Origin of the sequence: Chitinophaga sancti, assembly GCF_034087045.1 — a bacterium.
Classification (GTDB): Bacteria; Bacteroidota; Bacteroidia; order Chitinophagales; family Chitinophagaceae; genus Chitinophaga; species Chitinophaga sancti_B.
The window spans coordinates 5,219,730-5,238,065 of record NZ_CP139247.1; the positions used below are offsets into that span (position 1 = coordinate 5,219,730).

At 45.5% G+C, this 18,336-nt stretch carries 16 protein-coding genes and 2 tRNA genes; 7 read left to right on the top strand and 11 right to left on the bottom strand.

Annotated elements, in window-relative coordinates:
* Nucleotide 1 precedes the first annotated feature (1 nt).
* The 11 genes from SIO70_RS21255 to SIO70_RS21305 are packed head-to-tail and all read right to left on the bottom strand — an operon-like array spanning nucleotide 2 to nucleotide 10,927.
* Nucleotides 2-3,700 carry a hypothetical protein gene (locus tag SIO70_RS21255; protein ID WP_320574103.1) on the bottom strand — a complete coding sequence of 1,233 codons (3,699 nt, stop codon included), beginning with the start codon at nucleotides 3,698-3,700 and terminating at the stop codon, nucleotides 2-4.
* Nucleotides 3,697-4,107, bottom strand: coding sequence for a GPW/gp25 family protein (locus SIO70_RS21260; RefSeq protein WP_320574104.1), 411 nt, complete (start codon nucleotides 4,105-4,107; stop codon nucleotides 3,697-3,699). The genes SIO70_RS21255 and SIO70_RS21260 overlap by 4 nt, the downstream gene beginning before the upstream one ends.
* 1 nt (nucleotide 4,108) lies before the next feature.
* Complete coding sequence (locus SIO70_RS21265; RefSeq protein WP_320574105.1) at nucleotides 4,109-4,411, bottom strand: PAAR domain-containing protein; 303 nt, start codon at nucleotides 4,409-4,411, stop codon at nucleotides 4,109-4,111.
* 12 nt (nucleotides 4,412-4,423) lie between these two features.
* Nucleotides 4,424-6,235 (bottom strand): type VI secretion system tip protein VgrG, encoded by a 1,812-nt coding sequence (gene vgrG, locus SIO70_RS21270; protein WP_320574106.1) that lies wholly within the window; start codon nucleotides 6,233-6,235, stop codon nucleotides 4,424-4,426.
* On the bottom strand, nucleotides 6,236-6,904 hold the full coding sequence (locus tag SIO70_RS21275; protein ID WP_320574107.1) for a hypothetical protein: 669 nt from the start codon (nucleotides 6,902-6,904) through the stop codon (nucleotides 6,236-6,238).
* Between the two features lie 10 nt (nucleotides 6,905-6,914).
* Nucleotides 6,915-7,085, bottom strand: a complete 171-nt coding sequence (locus SIO70_RS21280; protein WP_320574108.1) for a DUF5908 family protein — start codon at nucleotides 7,083-7,085, stop codon at nucleotides 6,915-6,917.
* A gap of 2 nt (nucleotides 7,086-7,087) precedes the next feature.
* Complete coding sequence (locus tag SIO70_RS21285) at nucleotides 7,088-7,540, bottom strand: phage tail protein (protein WP_320574109.1); 453 nt, start codon at nucleotides 7,538-7,540, stop codon at nucleotides 7,088-7,090.
* Nucleotides 7,541-7,546: 6 nt separating this feature from the next.
* Nucleotides 7,547-7,999: a phage tail protein gene (locus SIO70_RS21290; protein WP_083725802.1), complete on the bottom strand. Its 453-nt coding sequence runs from the start codon at nucleotides 7,997-7,999 to the stop codon at nucleotides 7,547-7,549.
* Between the two features lie 31 nt (nucleotides 8,000-8,030).
* On the bottom strand, nucleotides 8,031-9,530 hold the full coding sequence (locus SIO70_RS21295) for a phage tail sheath family protein (RefSeq protein WP_320574110.1): 1,500 nt from the start codon (nucleotides 9,528-9,530) through the stop codon (nucleotides 8,031-8,033).
* Between the two features lie 19 nt (nucleotides 9,531-9,549).
* Nucleotides 9,550-10,332, bottom strand: a complete 783-nt coding sequence (locus tag SIO70_RS21300) for a hypothetical protein (RefSeq protein ID WP_320574111.1) — start codon at nucleotides 10,330-10,332, stop codon at nucleotides 9,550-9,552.
* 22 nt (nucleotides 10,333-10,354) lie between these two features.
* Nucleotides 10,355-10,927, bottom strand: coding sequence for a DUF4255 domain-containing protein (locus tag SIO70_RS21305; protein WP_320574112.1), 573 nt, complete (start codon nucleotides 10,925-10,927; stop codon nucleotides 10,355-10,357).
* 372 nt (nucleotides 10,928-11,299) lie between these two features.
* On the opposite strand from SIO70_RS21305, the gene SIO70_RS21310 reads away from it, so the two are divergent.
* The 7 genes from SIO70_RS21310 to SIO70_RS21340 all read left to right on the top strand — a co-directional run bounded on the left by SIO70_RS21310 (nucleotide 11,300) and on the right by SIO70_RS21340 (nucleotide 18,211).
* On the top strand, nucleotides 11,300-13,249 hold the full coding sequence (locus SIO70_RS21310; protein WP_320574113.1) for a glycosyl hydrolase family 18 protein: 1,950 nt from the start codon (nucleotides 11,300-11,302) through the stop codon (nucleotides 13,247-13,249).
* A 145-nt stretch (nucleotides 13,250-13,394) separates the two neighbouring features.
* Nucleotides 13,395-14,282, top strand: coding sequence for an AraC family transcriptional regulator (locus SIO70_RS21315; RefSeq protein ID WP_320574114.1), 888 nt, complete (start codon nucleotides 13,395-13,397; stop codon nucleotides 14,280-14,282).
* Nucleotides 14,283-14,356: 74 nt separating this feature from the next.
* Nucleotides 14,357-16,621 carry an ATP-binding protein gene (locus tag SIO70_RS21320; RefSeq protein WP_320574117.1) on the top strand — a complete coding sequence of 755 codons (2,265 nt, stop codon included), beginning with the start codon at nucleotides 14,357-14,359 and terminating at the stop codon, nucleotides 16,619-16,621.
* 102 nt (nucleotides 16,622-16,723) lie between these two features.
* Nucleotides 16,724-16,797, top strand: a tRNA-Arg gene (locus tag SIO70_RS21325).
* Between the two features lie 131 nt (nucleotides 16,798-16,928).
* A tRNA-Arg gene (locus tag SIO70_RS21330) sits at nucleotides 16,929-17,002 on the top strand.
* A 66-nt stretch (nucleotides 17,003-17,068) separates the two neighbouring features.
* A complete protein-coding gene (locus SIO70_RS21335; protein WP_320574118.1) occupies nucleotides 17,069-17,542 on the top strand; it encodes a 23S rRNA (pseudouridine(1915)-N(3))-methyltransferase RlmH in 474 nt (157 codons plus the stop codon).
* 42 nt (nucleotides 17,543-17,584) lie between these two features.
* Nucleotides 17,585-18,211, top strand: coding sequence for a rhomboid family intramembrane serine protease (locus tag SIO70_RS21340; RefSeq protein ID WP_320574120.1), 627 nt, complete (start codon nucleotides 17,585-17,587; stop codon nucleotides 18,209-18,211).
* Nucleotides 18,212-18,336: the final 125 nt, after the last annotated feature.

The following is an 18,336-nucleotide window of genomic DNA, read 5'->3' on the forward strand; positions in this document are numbered from 1 at the left end:
ATTATTTTGAGTGAATACTTAATCGTATCATTTCTCCTTCCATATCATTGTTATCTGCTGTATGTCCATAATTGGGCAGCAGCTTTCTGCCTACTATCATCTCTTCGCCGGTAATCAGGCCATTGATGCCGATGGGTGCAGGCTCCCTGTAAATCGATTCGCTGATAACATTGATAAGGTGGTGATTGGTGGGGATTAATACAGCTCCGGGTGTGGAGGGCATGATAAATTCAACATCTTCCAAAGCTGTATCCAGGGCACAATATGTTTTTTCCCCCGTTTTTGGATCCGTTTCCGTAAAAAAGTGTATTAATGAAAATGCTGTCATGTATGTTACATATGGCAGTTTCCTGATAAAACTGATCAGGTCTGTCAGGTAGATCCTGCTACCGATGCTCAGGTCTGCATCTTTATCGTATAGCCATGGGGTCAGGAAGTGATGGATGTCATCCTGCATTCTGTTCAGGTAATAGTTGCTATCATTGTCATAAAACCGCACATCGCAGATCACCTTTACCCTCTCGTATACCGGGTTGTGTACGGCTACTTCCATATAGGGGGGCATCAGACTTTTTACATAATCACGGATGCTGTAAAGTGTGGCCAGGTCAGTTCTGGGCTCCGGCATTTCCATTCCTTCCTGTAGCCGGGGTACCACGATCAGTTGCAGGTCTGGCCCTGTATCTTCATGATTCGAGATATACTTGGCAATGAGAATATCCGGGAAGGCTTCCAGGACCATTTGAATAATGTCTACGCCTAATACTGGTCTGTTCTTATGCCGGAGCCTTTCGCTCACACGTACATAATACTCTTCCTTTGTTTCAGCTGGTCTGCCACCAAAGGAAGGAAAGAGTTGGTAGACCTGCTGTATACCTCTCACTTCTTTCTGCAGGCTTTTGATAGATAAGGGAGGAAGACTTGTGCTGATTGCAGTGTCTGCCTGTTCCCTTTTCACAATGCCTGCATTGAGAAAGATGCCCTTCACCATTGGGCGTGTAGTCGGAGCTTCCGTACAGGACAACCGCAGCCATTGAATACCTGATTCCAGACGGGTATGGCCGCCGGCATCCAACATCGGTATTTTTAATACAACGATGCCGCTGCGGATAAAGCTTTGTGTACTATCCGCCAGTATATGCTGTTGCTCCAGTGGCAACCACTTGTCATTATGCAGATAGTTCCATTGATAGCTTTGCAGTGTGCTGGTGGTGTCGGAATAATATTTTTCTTCCAGCTGAAATAGGAACGAAAGGGTTTCCTGTTGTTTTACATTATCCAGCCCGATATATAAATTCGCTGCATGTTCAAATTCAGGCAGCAAAGTAAATTCTGATTCATTTGCCTGCGGATAGGCTAGTCTATACCCAAAAGGATAGATATGTAACAAGGTTGTATGCCGATTCACATCTTCCACTAGTTCTGGTTTGAACACTTCTGTATGTTCCAGGTCATACTCCACTGTGATAGATTTCACCAGGGGGATATACGGAGGATTTGGGATGCGGCGCTTTTTGGCCCATTTATTCGCATTGTGGGTAACAACCTCCGGAAACAGCTGCGTATACAGGCGATGCCCGAAAGCATCTGGTGGTCCAGTGAGTTCCAGTCTCACCACGCCATCTTCGTAGTAACTACTTTTCCGCGGACTGTTATTGAAATTTATTCTGACAAAATCTATATTCCGGATGTCTGTTTTTTCTAACAATTTCTTATCCTGCCCTAATTGGAACAGGTGAAATTGTTGCCGTTTTTCTTTTGCAGGCAGAAAGGCGCCATCCCGCATATTGCTCAGGCTTACCTGGAAAGCATCGTTTGTTATGCCAGCATGATAATCTGCATACCAGCTATCAAAGCCCCCTTCTACAGCAGGCAGGTCCAGCCATTCCAGCTGCAGGGCAAACTGTTTCGTATACCGGTTAAAGATATTCGCATTTGTGATCTGCAGGTAGCTGCCGACAGTCGGGGCTGGTCCAAATAACTGAAATGGATTCGCCGCACTCAACGGGCCTACATTATTCTGCAACTGCACCGACCTGAATCCTTTTACTTTTGCATGGATAGTGACCCTGTCCAGTTTCAGGTATTGCAGGTAAGAATAGGGATGATGGAAGCTGTTGTTATTGAGCTCGATCTTTACCATCGGGTGTACAATCTGGTACTTTTCGCCATGCAGTTTGGGATTGTATGCAACAGCTGGTGGAGCGGTCATCCCTATTGTAAATGAAACCTGTATACTATCTGTTGTAAACCTTGCTGCATATTCCTTTATCAACAGCCATCCCTCAGGCCCGGTATAATAGATCTGGAATGCGGAGGAGAGCAGTTCCGCTTTTAACACATCTTCCTTTCTGTTCATTACAGCAGAGAGATTGGAAATATAGCTATTGAGCTTTTCAAAACTTGCTGGTGTGCCATATAAATGAATCGTCACTGTTCTGGCACCTTCTTCGAGGCACAATACCGGTGAAGCCAGTATGAAACCCATAGACAGGATATCCATGGTCCGGTTATTGTTTCCCAGTTCAGCCTGTTCTTCGCCCAGCATAGGCCATGACTGTACAGGAGGTGCATCCGGCAAATAGGCGGATGCAGTTGAGATGGTCTGCTGCTTCATATATACCTGTGTTTCTACCATATCCTGTTGCGCATCGTCACGAGCCCTTATCTGTTTGTGATGACCGACAAATACGGTTCGGAGGGCGACCAGTTTTGTCTGCGATACGGGCAATTTGAACAACAGGCGGAATAGCACAGGGGGCTTCCCCTTCACTAGTTCCGCAGGGAACAGGGTATTTTCCGGCAATACCTGATTAGGGGCATTGGGCATTGGCACTATCAGCACGTGTACAATATCTGGTTCTGCTTTTTTAAAAGGGATGCCGAGTACCGTCGTATAATAATACTCAAGATGCCGTGCCGTGAGTCCGTTGATCTGTTGCTGCAGTTGTTTGTATAATTCAAGAAATGCGAGCAACAGCCCGATATGCGGATGATGCTGATGTGCTGGTTCCAGCAATTTCAATTGCCGGCTGGCGGCGCTGGTCACCTGATAGAACGTGGCACGAAGGCGGTTGTAGATTTCATTCAGGGATTCATAACCCAGAAAGGTACCGGGATGTGGATCCTTTGCAGCCCGTTGTGCAATTCTGGCGAATGACACTGACGGATCGACTGTATGTAAGATCGTCCCTGGCTGGAAGAGTGCCTGTGCCTGGGTTTCGTAGCTCAACAGATGGTACACATCGAGTTCCACACTGTCCATCACCTGGTCGATGTAATTCCAGAAGGCGGCCGCTGTATCTGCTGTTCTGGCCAGTTGCAGCTGATGGCCCAGTAAGATCGCGATGGTATATAACAGATCAAACAGGGCTGTCAATCCTTCCCTTAGTTGTTCTTCATTGCCTGCTTTTTCAAGTCCCTGACGAATGTCCTGCTGTAAGGACTGATAATCGCCAAAATCTAATCGTGCGATATATTGTAATACAATCCGCAGGTCTCCCTGCAGAAATTCCTGCCAGTGACCATCTGGTTCATTTTTTAGGTTATAATACCGGATCTGCTTTGAAAACTCCACGAGCTGCATGAGCAGGTCTGCGGAACTACGATCATCGATCTTTACATACGATGGATGTAAGGCGGGCAGGTAACGCTCTGATTGAGTGACCCCATCTCTGATATAGTCAAAGAGGTGCTTCATGTAAGACTCGTACCCTCCAGGAAGTAAAACGGATATACGAGATTATGCCTGGTATTGGTAATGATAACCGTATAATTCAACTGAATGTGCAGTATTCCTTTCAGTTCATCCCTGCTCAGTAATTCTATGTTTACGTCTTTCACCCTTGGTTCATAATTCAGGAGTGCGTAGTAGATCATATGCTTCATCTCACCCATCAGTGAAGAAGCGAAATTTTCGAAGACCAGCTTATTCAGATCACAGCCAAAGGTGGGCTGCATCAGTCGTTCGCCGGGAATAGTACTGAGAATGATGCGAATGCTTTCTTCAATATCAGCAATATCTGATACCATAATGGCGGTGCGGCCTACCTTGTCAAAAGAAGGCGGAAAGCTCCAGCCTGTACCTAAGAATGATTGAATCTCCATGTTATCCTCCTATTAATACGGTTGGACATCCTATTACAATTGAACCACCGTGTGCGGTGCTGTCACCCATTCTGGCAGCAGGTTTGCCACCTATCATGACCGTAGCAGAACCTTTCATGATGGTATCCGGTGGACCTGTACATACGCATATATCGCCCAATACAGCGGCCGGCATTTTGCCAATGAGCACTGTCGGCATACCTGGACCTGTTATAGGGCCACCTACGTGTGGTATTGGTGGCAGGCCCGGTGTTACCATCGGGCATACATGCATATCAGTGAGTCTGGCTGCGGGAGTTCCCATGTTGTTATCGTTTTAGTTAATCATCACCATACCGCCTTTTATCACGGTCTGACCGGAAGCGGAAAGTTCTGCAGAAGCGTTGCCCTGCGCGGTAAAACCTACCTGTGCTGTTTGCTTAATGTTCAAACCACTAAGCTCCAGGTCCTGCGTGGCTTTGCCAGTCAGCTTTTGTGTGGCTTCCATTGTAATGTTGCCGGTTGCCTTGAGCACAATATCTTTTGCACTGTTCAGGGTAATGCCACTATCATCCAGTTTGATACTGTTGCTGTTCTGATCCTGCAGCGTAATACTTTTGCCTTCATCACTGATGGTAATGGAATTATTACCGGGGGTGGTAATTTTGATGATCTTTTTATCATCATCAAAATTCACCTGTAACTGGCTCCTAGTGTAGAGGGCTTTGATGTTATTTTTTTCATCTGCCTGTGATAAAGGTGGTGTATTGGCTTTTCCATACAGCGAGCCTAGTATGATGGGATAGCGGGCATCGTTTTCTAAGAAACCTAATATCACTTCATCGCCTACCTCCGGGCAAAATACCGCACCGGCACCGGATGTGGCGTAGTAATTCGCCAGTCTTGCCCAGATGCCTTTTTGTTCTGCATAGGCTGATACCGGTTTTACCTGTACCCGGTAGGTAGATCCCGGATCTGCGGAGATCTTTACCACCGTAGCCAGTTGCAGGCCATGAATAGGCGGTACCTGTCCATTTGCATTGCTATAGGAATATTGTTCTTTATCATAAATAGGTTTTTCTGAGAAACCAAAACCTACGGTTGTGGTCCATTCCCCTTCTTCCATGGAATGCCTGACCATGCTCACGTATGCATTGCCATTGAAGCGTGCACCTACACCATTGAGCGTAATCATATCGCCCGGTTTTACGGTGCCATTGCCAATAAAAGAAACCTGTCCTTTTACAGCGCTCATACGCATACGCAGGAGCAGATTGTCTGCCCATGTCTTCAGGTCTGCCTGTACCAGCGGAACCGTGGAGGTAACCTGGAAGGCCGTCTGATCCAGTTTGCCGGATAGTGACGTGGCTGTTTGATTGCCCGGTGTAGTCACCGTTGGTTCCGTAGCATTGGCAGTGATCAATGCCAGTGTGCCGGGATCCCAGGCAGCTGTTTGTAAAGAAGGCGGTTGTTTTTCAGCACTCACTTCTCCTTTAAAGTCAATGATAGAATCGCCCATAGCAATGTTGAGTACGGGGTCAGTACTAAAATCAGGCAGCCCAACCGTGATATCGTCGTCATACATAGTAGTAACGAAACCATTGAATGCCGCTCTTGTGAGCAGGAAATCCCAGTCTGTCGACATTTTCTGAAACACGGTTTCCAGTTGCGAACTGGTGCTGGTAACAGTAGCGGTTAAACTATAGTTGCCTACGAGTTTGCTCATGATGGCACTGTCTGTCATGGCATCAAATTCACATTCCTTCCTGTTGTATGTCATCTTCACGGCTTTGTGTCTGCAGGTCACGATCAGTTTGGTGCCACCTTCTGCACTGGCTGTGATAGCCTGTTTAACGATCACTCCTTTGAAGATACCTGTTTGCTCACCTGTACCATACCCTGCAGAAATAGCGATCTCATTACCCGGAATGAAATCATCGCCCTCACTAATGGGGAAATTACCCGCATCGCCTTCTGTATCATCATTCAGTCCCTCAGCAATCACGATTTCAGCGTAGGAGATACGGTTCACTTCATGCACGACCTGTATAGATACAATGGGATATTTTTCTTCCACCGGGTTGTCTGCAACGGCAACGGTGAAGGCGAAATTGACGTCCTGTATATTGGCGGGTGATGGTGCCGGCATTTAGATCTTTTTGAGTGGTGGAAAATACAACTGATCGCCAGGGCGGATGGCATGAACACTGTTCAGGTTATTGAACCGTGCGACTTCTATGTAAAAGGAAGAATTGCCATAAATACGGTACGCCATCAGGGGCAGTGTATCTCCAGCCCTGACGGTAAGTATATGTGTAAGATCCGGCGAGTTTTTGCCAGCTTCCTTGTTCTTGGTCAGGAAGTCTTTAGTTTCTGCCAGTCTGAGTTTCGCTTCTGCACGGAGGGTAGCGCCACCGGGATCGAATAATTTATAGTTAATGGTGAGGCCTTCACTGACACCAGTGACCAGCACATCTCCCCATATTATTTTCAGGTAGTGACGGTGATGGAGATTTCCATCATAACGGGACACCACATCACTGAGTTTGTCGATATAATCATCAACAGATCCGATACCATCCGGAAACGGTATCACACCTGTGCCATCAATCACCAGGCTCAGTTCAAACCGGGCGGCACTGCTCTTGAATGTTTTTGTATCCTTGCTCTTATTCATTTCCTCACTGCTCTTGTAATCTGTCATATAGCTTTTGGAAAAGCTGGCAGGATTGATCATGGCATAGATAGATTTGCCCACAGATTGCGTACAGGCCATATCACTGTACGCCTCTATTTTTAGTTTGGTCAGTTGTGGCATTGTGCGTCGTTTATCTGTCTTCAGTGCTGGTTTTCAAACCTGCTTTTAATTGTTGCATACACTCCTTTACAATCTTATCTTTTAGTTGCCGGATGAGGGCAGCATCCGGCGCTTCCTGCCTGGGTGTCTGCCCGGAGGTAATGGTGACTTTGATGACCAGTTCACGTATTTCAAGCGCCATGGTTACAAGGTTTTTTCGAAGAAATCATAAGCGAGTTCCAGCGTTTCAATCACGATCTGTCCTTCTTTGGCTGTGAGACCGCTATAATCCAGTTTTACGGCATATGCATTGAAGAATGACCAGATAGCGATGGGCATGGCATTCTCTTCCAGCAGTTGTACAATGATGGTTTTCGGTTTGATGGAAAACTCATTGATGCATTGCTGTGCCCATAGTATGAGCGGAGATTCGATGACCATACCCCGCTTCAGGACCAGGTTGCCGTATTTGGGAGGAGAAGGGAGCCGGTGAGTGAACCGGTTCTCTCCTCCTTCCTTTACTTCTTCGGGCGAAATGGATACAGAAAGGCCGTTTACTTCCATGAAGCTGCCTTCCTGCATACCAAAGATGCCTACGAATGCCACCTTGAAAAAAAAGCCTGTAGGTGGATAATAAGTAGTGTTGGGAAACGGCATAAATTATCAACTTGGAGCTAAACCTTCGTGAGCTACTTCCATAGTTTCTACGGCCACTTCATTCGCATCAGATTTCATGTCTGTCACCGTAATCTTTGATGGGAAGGCATTTTTCAATGTCCAGCTCATCGCTACCTGCTGACCTTCGTCCAGCAGGCTGATAACGATGCTGGAGCGTTTGTAGGTGTTCATCTTGATAGCGCTGTATTTGTCCCACAGCGCTTTGTCACCTTTGAAGATGCCTTTCTTCAGGGTAATGTTGGAGAACTTCTGAATACCCGGCATTTTCACTGTGGAGTATACAGGGCTACTGCCACCTCTGTATTCGATGATCTGTGTTTCGGACGATAACCCAGTGACTTCCTGGAAAATCAGTTCGGCGCCGTCCCACATCACCTTAAAGGAGAATTTGACCAAAGGCCACACCGTCTGTGACTGTGCTGATCCGTCATCTGCCATTTTATAATGATTTTAGGGGGTGGAAAAAATATTATGATTGCTGCATTTGTTGCTGGAAAGTGATCACGATGAATTCTGCAGGTCGTACGATGGCTACTTTTACCGTGATAAGCATTTTGCCTTCGAGGATATCCTGTGGGGTCATGGTTGTGCCTAAGCCGATCTGTACATCATAAGCAGCTTCCGGTGCGGCACCTGCAAGAGCGCCTTGTTTCCAGAGGTTGTTCAGGAAGTTGTTAATCATGCTTTTTACGGTTACCCAGGTTGTACCATCATTTGGTTCGAATACATATGCACGGGTCGCCAGCTTGATAGATTGCTCGATCATGATGAGGGTGCGTCGAACATTGACGTAGCACCAGTCAGCGCTGTTACCGTCCAGGGTTCTGCCGCCCCAGACCAGGACGCCGATACCGGGAAAAGGTCTGATCACGTTGATAGACTTACCGGCCATCACGTCGACGTTGAGGTCTTTCTGCTCATCATGCGAGATGTTTACAGCAGGTGCCGTTACCATGTTGATACTCACATTGGCGGGAGATTTCCATACGCCACGGTTATTGTCAACCATGGTATACAGTCCTGCAATAGCGCCACTGGGAGGCATTTCATTCAGGCGTGACCTGATTTCTTCAATGATACTGGTGTAGGTAGGGCTGGCGGCTTTGAGCGACTGGTGATAATTCTTTTTAGCATCATCATCAGGTGTAGCTACTGCTTTGAAGGTGGTAACGATTTTTTGCGCGTTTACTTCCGGCAGTAGTGTGCTCAGGTCTACCTTGTCGTCCAGGTTGGCGAAGGTGACTTCGCTGGGTTGTACGATGGCTGTTTTTAGCCAGGGGTAGTAGGCCGCGCCATAGTTCAGTGAATTGATGCCAATACCATCCCTGAATTTTTTCACCACGTCCTCTGTGGTGTCTGTCAGACCTTGTTGTGCGAGGTCGAAGATACCAAAGCGGCTCTGCGTTTCCTGGCAGTGCGCGAGTACCTTGGTGTAAATGGTATTGTATGCAGCTTCGCCGAGTGCGATGGCATCAGGAATGACCACCAGGGTAGGTTCATATTCCTTTTTGAGAAGATCGAAGATATTCGGTTTGGTAGCAGAGCCGAAAAAGTCTTCCCCGGCAATCTCGACTCCATCAGGCTTATCGCCATAGGTGCCAACGGATACGATATAACAGTTGCTGCCACCGTTTGCGTAAAAGAGACGAATACTGTTGAAGAGGTACAATGTATTTTTCTCATTGATCGTAACCGTATAAGGTTTTTTATCGATCATAAAGGTTTCACCGGGTTTGGCAGGGTCTGCCGCAGCGATGGTAAACTTCGCATTAAATCCTTCGCCGAAGTTCGCTACGAACTCCGCAAAGGAAGTAATGCGGGTGGGCTTGTTGATCAGCGATTTCCCGAATCGCTCGGCTATTTGCGTATAGCCGATAAATACAGGAACCGCTGTTTCGACGGCGACCACCGAGCTGGGGAAGGCGTTCTTTTCTTCGATATAAACGCCTGGTGTCATTAGTGAGGCCATAGATAGAGCAGTTTAACAATTAGTATAAAAAGATCTCAGACGAAAACTGTGGTTTACCACCTGCGGCAGATATTCTGCTGATATCCGGTTTTGGCAATTCTGGTATGACTACACGCCAGGCATCACTGCCTGTAGTATAATCGACCAGCATGAAAGGCGGCTGTTGCTGTGCTAATGTGACGGGTGTGTCGGAGATAAATGTAATGACGTTCCGACCATCCGGCAACACCGCGGATTGCGGTCCTTTGAAAGTCGTAATGTCGGAAGGGTCTACTACGGCTGGTTTCGCTATCTCCTGTAAGTGCCCGCTCATCAGGAAATAGTGCCAGTGTGTAGCCTTCGGTGCAAAATGAATTTCATAGCTTGACCGTAATTCTTGTGTCAGCAGCAATTCAATTTGGCCAAACGGCCGGACAAAGCAGGGTACTGGCAGCGGAGCAACTTCACTGGCGGAAACGTATACTTCCTGGTGTAACCTGCCCGTAGAATTATTTTTATTGGTGAACAGGAGTATACTATTCCGCAGATCGTGCTGCTGCAGATCCGTGTAATTATAAAAGAGGTGATCCTTTAAAGACAGGTCAAAAATGAGGGTCATATCATCCTGTAGGATGTTTTCCCTGGTGAGAATGGTATCATCAAAAGACAAGGTGATGCTATCAGCCTGCTGCCGCAGCAACAAGCCATAACGTCGCAGATCTCTTGCCGTGGCTACAGGGATGTGTACCTGCAGCTGATCATACCTGGTCGAAGCGTAATAGTGGTGACGGAAATAAACCGCTGTTAACAGTGTATAGCTCATGAATATCTTTATACAAAACCAATTATACAGGGCTTGTACTACCGGATGGTGCCGATACATGAGGCCTGTATTCCCTGATTACTCCCTCATCGAATGTGAGCATACGCATCTTGTAAATTACAGATGGCATATACTTCGCACCCAGGGTGGCCCATACATTATTCAGCCGCTCTGTACCCAGGCTCTCCATTTCAAACATCAGTTTATCTATCCGCTTGTCCAGCGAGGGAGTATTCGCGCTGGTCAGCACATTGCCGGACTGAAAGTATGCAATAATGAAAGAGAGGAAGCGCAATGCTTCCGCATAGTTATTACTACTGAAATAAGCTGCAAATAGTATATAGAGGTTGATGCATACCGGGGGCATGCTTCGTGCTGCTACATTACCGTTATTAAAGCCTGGTGCGCTTTTGCCCAGTGGTTCCTTTTCTACGTTAATGAGCGTAAGTACAACCTTATTTTCGCCCTGGATTGCAATAGAGCCATCCTGGTTGACGATGGACGACAACACTACTTTGTCTTCGCTGAGATGCAGTTGTCTGTTAAAGTATTTATTGATCTCATCGGCAATGCAGGAAAGAGTTTCATAGATCATCTCTGTCGTTTTAAGACAATATGAACCCGTATAACCATGTATGTTAGCAAGCTCATACTATGATCATACCGTGTTATGGATTATATGTTTAGAATGCCCGATACGATGGCAGTTACTCAATATTCTGAGGGATCTAATATTGGGAACAGGAAATCGTAACGTTAGGATACGTCAGTGTTAAGGAGTCATTAAAGATGTTTAAGTAATTAGTGTTTGAATTCTGCGGGCTAGGAATTCTTAATTACGTGCAATATAGGAGTTAATAAAAATTATTCAAATTTTATTTTGAATAAATAATTATCTATTTTTTATGAGGATTCCTTACTATTGCAACATTGACCTCGCCCAAAGTCACAATATTAAATTGAAGTAATGAGACCCTGCATGCGGGATTATCTCCGTTTTATTTTATTCATCCTTACGCTCTTCTTCTTTGCAGGTAATACCATGACTGCTACTGTTGCTGTGTGCCAGCAAGTGCCTCAGGACACGGCTGTCAGGGCGAAACTGCTAAAGCGGATCACTGAAATGTTACAGTTCAGGAAGAACGCGCGCAGACGTGAACAGCAGCGTATGATCACCATCGTCAACGGACTTTTTGTGGATTCGCTGGTAGCTACGCCGGCAGCGATTAAATACCTGAACTGGGCATTGGATAATGAACGGAATCAAAACTTCGCTCAATTACGGCAACTACTAAACGATAGTTTATCTAAACGAAAGTCAGATACTGTATTAGTGAAAGCTATTATTACAGATGAAGAAATGACAGAGCTAGCATCGAAGCTCGTACTACTGTTACAGAAAAAGGAAAAAACGATCAGGAATGATACCGCACAGCAACAACGGTTGAAAACAATCCGGGCCTTATACAGCAGACCACCTGGTCAGGTAGATACATTGCGGCTGAATGATACTACAGGAATAACGTATAAAGTACAGTTAGGGCACGAGGCTGAAGTGATCGGTATACAGTCGAAGGATAATGGAGATGCATATTTGAATTACAATTTCACTTCGCTGAGTTATCTTTCTATTGCCCCGCCGGGATCATCCAAAATATTGACTGCTGCCAGCAAAGGTGGTTGTAAGATCTTGCTTACCCTATCAGCAGGTAAGGGATTATTACAAAATGAAGAGCAGCAGTTTGAGTTGGTAGATTCTTTGCTGCTGGCGTTGCAGGACCAGGAGGCCGCTGGGGTGAATGTGTGGTTTAAAGATTTGAAACAAAATGAGCGGGATGCGTTTGTAAGATTTGTGACGATACTATATAATTATCTTGATCATAGTGCACCTGGAAAATATAGTGTATCAGTCACGATACCTGCGTATGATAAAAATAAGGCGTATGATTTGAGAGAGCTGGCCCCGATGGTGAAATACTTCCTGATCAATTTTACAGAGGCGCCTGCTACAGTGGGTAGTAGTGATCCATTGAAAGGGAATAATAATTACAGTATAGATGCCGTAGTGTCAAGGTATGTGAATCAGTATATCGCACCTGGGCAATTTATTGTGATGCTTCCTTATGATGGGATTAAATGGACGGGCACGGGTTATTCCTATGTAGCGTATAAGGATATTAAAAAAGAGTTTCCGGCCGATACGATGATTAATTATGATGTGACAGCAGCATCAGCGTATGTGGAGAAGATGGAGAATGGCAAGACCGTGCAGATCTGGTTTAATGATCCGACTACGCTGGATGTGAAGTATGACTATGTATTGAGGAATGGATTGGGGGGAGTGGCAATTTGTCCGTTGGGGGCGGATGATGGGTATGGGGAGTTGTGGGATGAGCTGACGGATAAATTTGTGGTGGCGGATACTGTTTGGATGGATACGGTAAGATTGACCCCATTGCCTGTAATAAAACCGGGATTGTGGACGCGGATTAAGTTGAGGTTCAGGCATGAGATACGGGCGATACATATGCTGTTTCACGATCCATGCGCTATCAGGGCGGAGAATTATGCCAGTGATGATTATTTTAAATACCTGACGATATTTCTGTTTGTATGTGTGGTGATCATTGGAGTGATGTATGCGTATAAACTGCGGGTGGAGGGTGCGGATTGGAAATGGCGGCAAAAGGTATTGTATTTGTTTTTAGGGTTGATAGTGTTGTTGGGGTTGTCGTTTACGACGAGTTTGATGTTGGCTAAAAGGATGCCGTGGTTGGGGCTTACGGATGATCCGGTGGAGTGTAGAAATATCTCATTGTATAATGTTTTAGTGGTTTTTTTGATAGGGATTGTGTTGGGTATGTTATTGATGAGGGTGTTTGTGTTTCCGTTAGCGAGAAAGAAAGATGTGCCATAAAGGTTTGGAATATTTCATACTGAGTATTAATACTTTTTTATCTCAATGTTGTGTTTTATTTCTCATATTAGCGTAATAACAGTGTTGTAGCTTATCTATCTAAAATAATACTTTTTTACTATCTTGCAGATAGAATGCCATCGTTATGAGAGAGAAATTATTACGGGAGATCACTCCACTTACACCCAATGATTGCTTCACGTTATTTGCCAGAGAGAAGACGGGTTTTGATTTCCCATTGCATTATCACGAGGAGTTTGAACTGAATTTTATCCAGCATGCCATAGGTGCAAAGCGCATCATCGGGGATCATATGGAGGAGATCGGGGACCTGGAACTGGTACTTGTCGGCCCTAACCTGCAGCATGGGTGGTTTACACACAAGCATGCGGGAGGGGTAATACGGGAGATCACCATTCAGTTTCACAGGGACCTGTTTGATGATAAGTTCTTACAGCGGAACCAGATGAGTTTTATCAGAAGTATGCTGGAAAGATCGCTTCGGGGTATTCTTTTTTCTCCTGAGACAGTGGGAAATATAATGCCCCGGTTAATACAGCTGCCACAAAAGCAGGGATTTGATTCTGTCCTGGAGTTACTGTCTATTCTCCATGATCTCTCTATTTCCCGGAATATCCGGATACTGTCGGATGCAAGTTTTCGGAATACGGAAACCCTTTCATATAACAGCCGGCGGATTGACAATGTGATGAAATACCTGAACGAGCATTTTGACAAAAATGTCACCCTGGGAGAGGCGGCAAAAATAGCGTCGATGACAGAGGTGTCTTTTAGTCGTTTTTTTAAATTGAAGATCGGGAAGACATTTGTGGATACGCTGATTGAAATCAGGCTGGGTCATGCCTCCCGCATGTTGATAGAAACCACACACAGTATTAATGAAATCGCCTATAAATGTGGGTTCAATAACATATCAAACTTCAACAGGATTTTCCGGAAGAAAAAGGATTGTACCCCTAAGGAATTCCGGCAGGCGTATACTTCTTCATCAGGCGTACGCACCTTTGTTTAAGAGATAAAAAATGGGGCTCTGGACCAAATTTTGATGATATTAGCTAATGTCGATTAATCCCGGCATTTTATTGCATGAATATTATTCAGATTGTCAACAAGCAGGTCCTGACCATAGAGAATTGTGAAAGTGAACCGATACATATACCTGGCAGCATCCAGCCCCATGGCATGTTACTGGCCATTATACCGGCCAGCGGAGTGATCCGGTACTGTAGCGCAAATACCCTCCAATTTATTGATAAACAACCTGCTGAAATCCTGGATCAACCCCTGTCTGCTATCCACCCGGCTCTTTGGGGAAAAGTACAACCCTTATTGGATGCAGATAATTCTCCATTTCATCCTATCAACGCCGGCGACCTGCAGACAACCATTCACGAAAGCGGAGAATTTCGCATTTTAAGCATCGAAAAACGCCTCGATCAGATAAATGGCCCTGATTATGCCTTCGATCAGGCAAGAGGCTTTATTGGCTTTATAGAGCGTTCCAGAGACCTTAAAGAACTCTGCCAGAACATAGCTGTCGAAACGGCCCGTTTTACAGGATTTGACAGGGGCATGATTTACCGCTTTGACAAAGAATACAATGGGGAAGTTTTTGCAGAATATTGCAGGGAGGGTTTACCGCCTTATCTGGATCTGCATTACCCACATACAGATATACCACCACAGGCGAGGGAATTGTACCTGCACAACCTGCTCCGCCTTATTCCTGATGTACAATATGATCCGGTTCCGTTGCTAACCGTTGCCACAGAGCAGGTGCAGCAGCTGGACCTGAGTAATGTAGGTCTCCGGAGCGTATCGCCCATCCATGTGCAATACCTGAAAAATATGGGCGTAGGGGCTTCCATGAGCGTATCCATTATCATGGAAGGCAATTTATGGGGCCTGATCGCCTGCCATCATTCCGGGCCACTGCACCTGACGGCACAGCAAAAAAGAGCGGCTTTACTACAGGGGCATTTTCTGAGTTCGCAGATCCGGGTACAGCAGGTAGCTGAGGAGCATGCTATAAATTTAAATGTGGAAGCGCATTTGCAACTGCTAATGAACCGGATTGATCACGATGAAGACCTGAGTCAGAAATTTGAGCAGTTTTCTTCTCTCCTTTCTGTGACGAATTCAACCGGGGTTGTCATATTAAACGAAGGCAAGATCTATAAAAAAGGTCTGGTACCTTCCATGGAAAAAGTCCTGGGCCTGATCCGCTGGGTAGGAGATCATGTAAAGTCGAGTCTCTTTTCTACCAACTGCCTCAGTAAGCGTTATCCCGATGGCATTGCGATGAGTAAATATGGGTCCGGCGTGATCTTTCATGCTATGGGCAAACCAACCGATAGCTGTGTGATCTGGTTCCGTGAAGAACTGGAACGCACAGTAAAATGGGCAGGAAGACCCGATAGTGCAGTACAGAAGAATGTGGAGGGAGGTCCCCTTACACCCCGTAAGTCATTTGAAATATGGAAAGAGAGCGTAAAGTACCAATCGGCTGAATTCAGGGCTTCGGAGATCAATGCGGCGATCCGCTTTGCCACTTCCCTGCAAAACCATTTCCATCTCACCTACCTCCGTAATGAAGAAAACAGGCTCCGTATGCTGAATGAACGGCTGCAACAGGCCAACCAGGAGCTTTCTAATATCAACTGGATCACCTCGCACGATATGAAAGAACCTTTAAGAAAGATTCAACTCATGTCGTCGAGAATTGTGTACGAGGGTGGCGACAACCTGTCGGAAGCCATCAAAGTACACATTGAGAAGATCCGCAATTCTGCCAGCAGAATGCAGCACCTGGTAGACGATATTCTTTCATATAGCATGATGAATAACCGGAATAACATGTTTACCCTGAGTAACCTGGAACCGATTATTTCGCATGTAAGAGGCGAACTGGAAGAAGAACTGGCGGAAAAGAAAGGACTGCTTTCCGTACAGACTATGCCTCAAAATCTTCGTATCGTACCCCACCAGATGGAGCAATTATTTTCTAACCTGATCTCCAATGCGATCAAATTTGCCAGGCCCGGTGTACCACCTGAAATTTATATCAACTACCAGGCAGAGAAAGGTAGGGACATACTCGAAGTGGCATTGCCTGCTGATAAAAGTTTTTATTGTATCCGCATTTCAGATAACGGCCTGGGGTTCGAGCCGAGGTTCAATGAAAAGATTTTTGATATCTTTTACAGACTACATGATCGGAACATTTACCAGGGTACGGGAATCGGATTAGCCATCTGTAAAAAAATTATGGAGAATCATCAGGGGGCTATCACCGCAAGCGGAGAAGCCGGCAGGGGAGCGATTTTCAGGGTATATTTGCCTGTCGGATAAATGCGGTTTTCATAGGGCCATTTCAGTTAGATAGAAAAAAGTTATAAATTTTTTTGGCGATTTGAAAATAAAGTCTACTTTTGCAATCCCAATCACGGGAATGGCCTCGTAGCTCAACTGAATAGAGCATCTGACTACGGATCAGAAGGTTTCTGGTTTGAATCCAGACGAGGTCACAAAAGAGAGAAAAGTTTTGTACTAAAAGGGATCAGAACTTTTATCCTTCAAAAAAAGAAAAGGCAAAATTTGGTAGTCTGAAAATTGTTTTCTAAATTTGCCCTCCCAAACAGCCAAATGGCAAAACAATGGCTTCGTAGCTCAACTGAATAGAGCATCTGACTACGGATCAGAAGGTTTCTGGTTTGAATCCAGACGAGGTCACCTAAAAAGCCCGTTTCATCTACATGAAACGGGCTTTTCTTTTGTGCATACTATAGATCTATCATCATGAAAATACAACTCTGGAGCATCGGGAAGGAAAATGACGCATACATCAGAGATGGTATCGCGGTTTTCCAGAAGCGGTTACAGCATTATACAGATTTTGAGCTCAGGCTGATCCCTACGGTGAAGCAGGCGGCAAGTCTGTCTGTACCGGAGCTCAAAAAGGCGGAAGCGAAGATGATCATGGACATGCTCCAGCCCCAGGATTACCTCCTCGCCCTGGATGAACATGGAAAGATGCACACTACCCTGCAACTGGCAGATTTCCTGCAGCAAAGGGCGAATGCTGGCACCAGGCAGTTAATTATCCTGATTGGCGGGGCATATGGGATTGATAGTAGTTTGCTGGATAGGGCGCAATTGAAAATGTCCCTTTCGCCACTCACATTTCCGCACCAGCTGGTAAGATTGATTATGACGGAACAGCTTTACAGGGCGTATACAGTTTTGAACCGGGAAAAATATCATCATCAGTGATAATTTTAAGTAAATTACAACCTATAAATTATTTGACTCAACATGGAAGGCTTTACTTTAACGCATACAATTATTCTGATCACCTGCTTGGTATCACTCACCACAATGTTCTACAACCCGGAGAAGATTTACGACCTGAGCCTGCGCCCTACCATGATCAGAGATCGTAAGCAGTACTACCGCTTCTTCACCTGCGGTCTTGTACACGCTGACCTGATGCACCTGGGTTTCAACATGCTCTCCCTCTACTTTTGCGGACGCTTTATAGAACAGACATTTGAAGCTATCTTTCAGTCTAAATTTTACTTCCTGATATTTTATGTGTTAGGGATTATCCTGTCAGGTATTCCCACTTATATTAAGCACAAAAACGATGACCATTATTCTTCCATAGGTGCATCCGGTGCTGTATCTGCTGTGATCTACGCCACCGTATTATTTGCACCATGGGCGAAAATCTATGTATTGATATTTCCTATGCCGCTGATCCTGTACGCAGTATTGTACATCGTGATGACGGCTTACCTGGATAAACGTCAGTACGGCGATGGCATCAATCACTCTGCACACTTGTGGGGCGCCATTTTCGGTCTGGTCTTCCCGATTATTTTCAAGCCGGAGATTGTTTTGTACTTCCTGAATCAACTCATGCACCCTTCTTTCTTTTAAAAGACGATACAATATTGAAAAGCCGCTTTGGACGTAGACCATAGCGGCTTTTTCTTTTACCACGGCCTGCTTTTTGCAATTGTGTCTTTAAATCAAGGCTCCAGCTAGGCCAAACAAGCCATCTG

Excerpts from the sequence above, each read along its gene's own strand:
- SIO70_RS21335 (WP_320574118.1), top strand. The coding sequence starts at position 17,069 with ATGAAAATACAACTCTGGAGCATCGGGAAGGAAAATGACGCATACATC.
- SIO70_RS21340 (WP_320574120.1), top strand. The coding sequence starts at position 17,585 with ATGGAAGGCTTTACTTTAACGCATACAATTATTCTGATCACCTGCTTG.
- SIO70_RS21280 (WP_320574108.1), bottom strand. The coding sequence starts at position 7,085 with ATGGCGCTTGAAATACGTGAACTGGTCATCAAAGTCACCATTACCTCC.
- SIO70_RS21295 (WP_320574110.1), bottom strand. The coding sequence starts at position 9,530 with ATGGCCTCACTAATGACACCAGGCGTTTATATCGAAGAAAAGAACGCC.
- vgrG (WP_320574106.1), bottom strand. The coding sequence starts at position 6,235 with ATGCCGGCACCATCACCCGCCAATATACAGGACGTCAATTTCGCCTTC.
- SIO70_RS21310 (WP_320574113.1), top strand. The coding sequence starts at position 11,300 with ATGAGACCCTGCATGCGGGATTATCTCCGTTTTATTTTATTCATCCTT.
- SIO70_RS21320 (WP_320574117.1), top strand. The coding sequence starts at position 14,357 with ATGAATATTATTCAGATTGTCAACAAGCAGGTCCTGACCATAGAGAAT.
- SIO70_RS21290 (WP_083725802.1), bottom strand. The coding sequence starts at position 7,999 with ATGGCAGATGACGGATCAGCACAGTCACAGACGGTGTGGCCTTTGGTC.
- SIO70_RS21285 (WP_320574109.1), bottom strand. The coding sequence starts at position 7,540 with ATGCCGTTTCCCAACACTACTTATTATCCACCTACAGGCTTTTTTTTC.
- SIO70_RS21315 (WP_320574114.1), top strand. The coding sequence starts at position 13,395 with ATGAGAGAGAAATTATTACGGGAGATCACTCCACTTACACCCAATGAT.
- SIO70_RS21255 (WP_320574103.1), bottom strand. The coding sequence starts at position 3,700 with ATGAAGCACCTCTTTGACTATATCAGAGATGGGGTCACTCAATCAGAG.
- SIO70_RS21305 (WP_320574112.1), bottom strand. The coding sequence starts at position 10,927 with ATGATCTATGAAACTCTTTCCTGCATTGCCGATGAGATCAATAAATAC.
- SIO70_RS21300 (WP_320574111.1), bottom strand. The coding sequence starts at position 10,332 with ATGAGCTATACACTGTTAACAGCGGTTTATTTCCGTCACCACTATTAC.
- SIO70_RS21260 (WP_320574104.1), bottom strand. The coding sequence starts at position 4,107 with ATGGAGATTCAATCATTCTTAGGTACAGGCTGGAGCTTTCCGCCTTCT.
- SIO70_RS21265 (WP_320574105.1), bottom strand. The coding sequence starts at position 4,411 with ATGGGAACTCCCGCAGCCAGACTCACTGATATGCATGTATGCCCGATG.
- SIO70_RS21275 (WP_320574107.1), bottom strand. The coding sequence starts at position 6,904 with ATGCCACAACTGACCAAACTAAAAATAGAGGCGTACAGTGATATGGCC.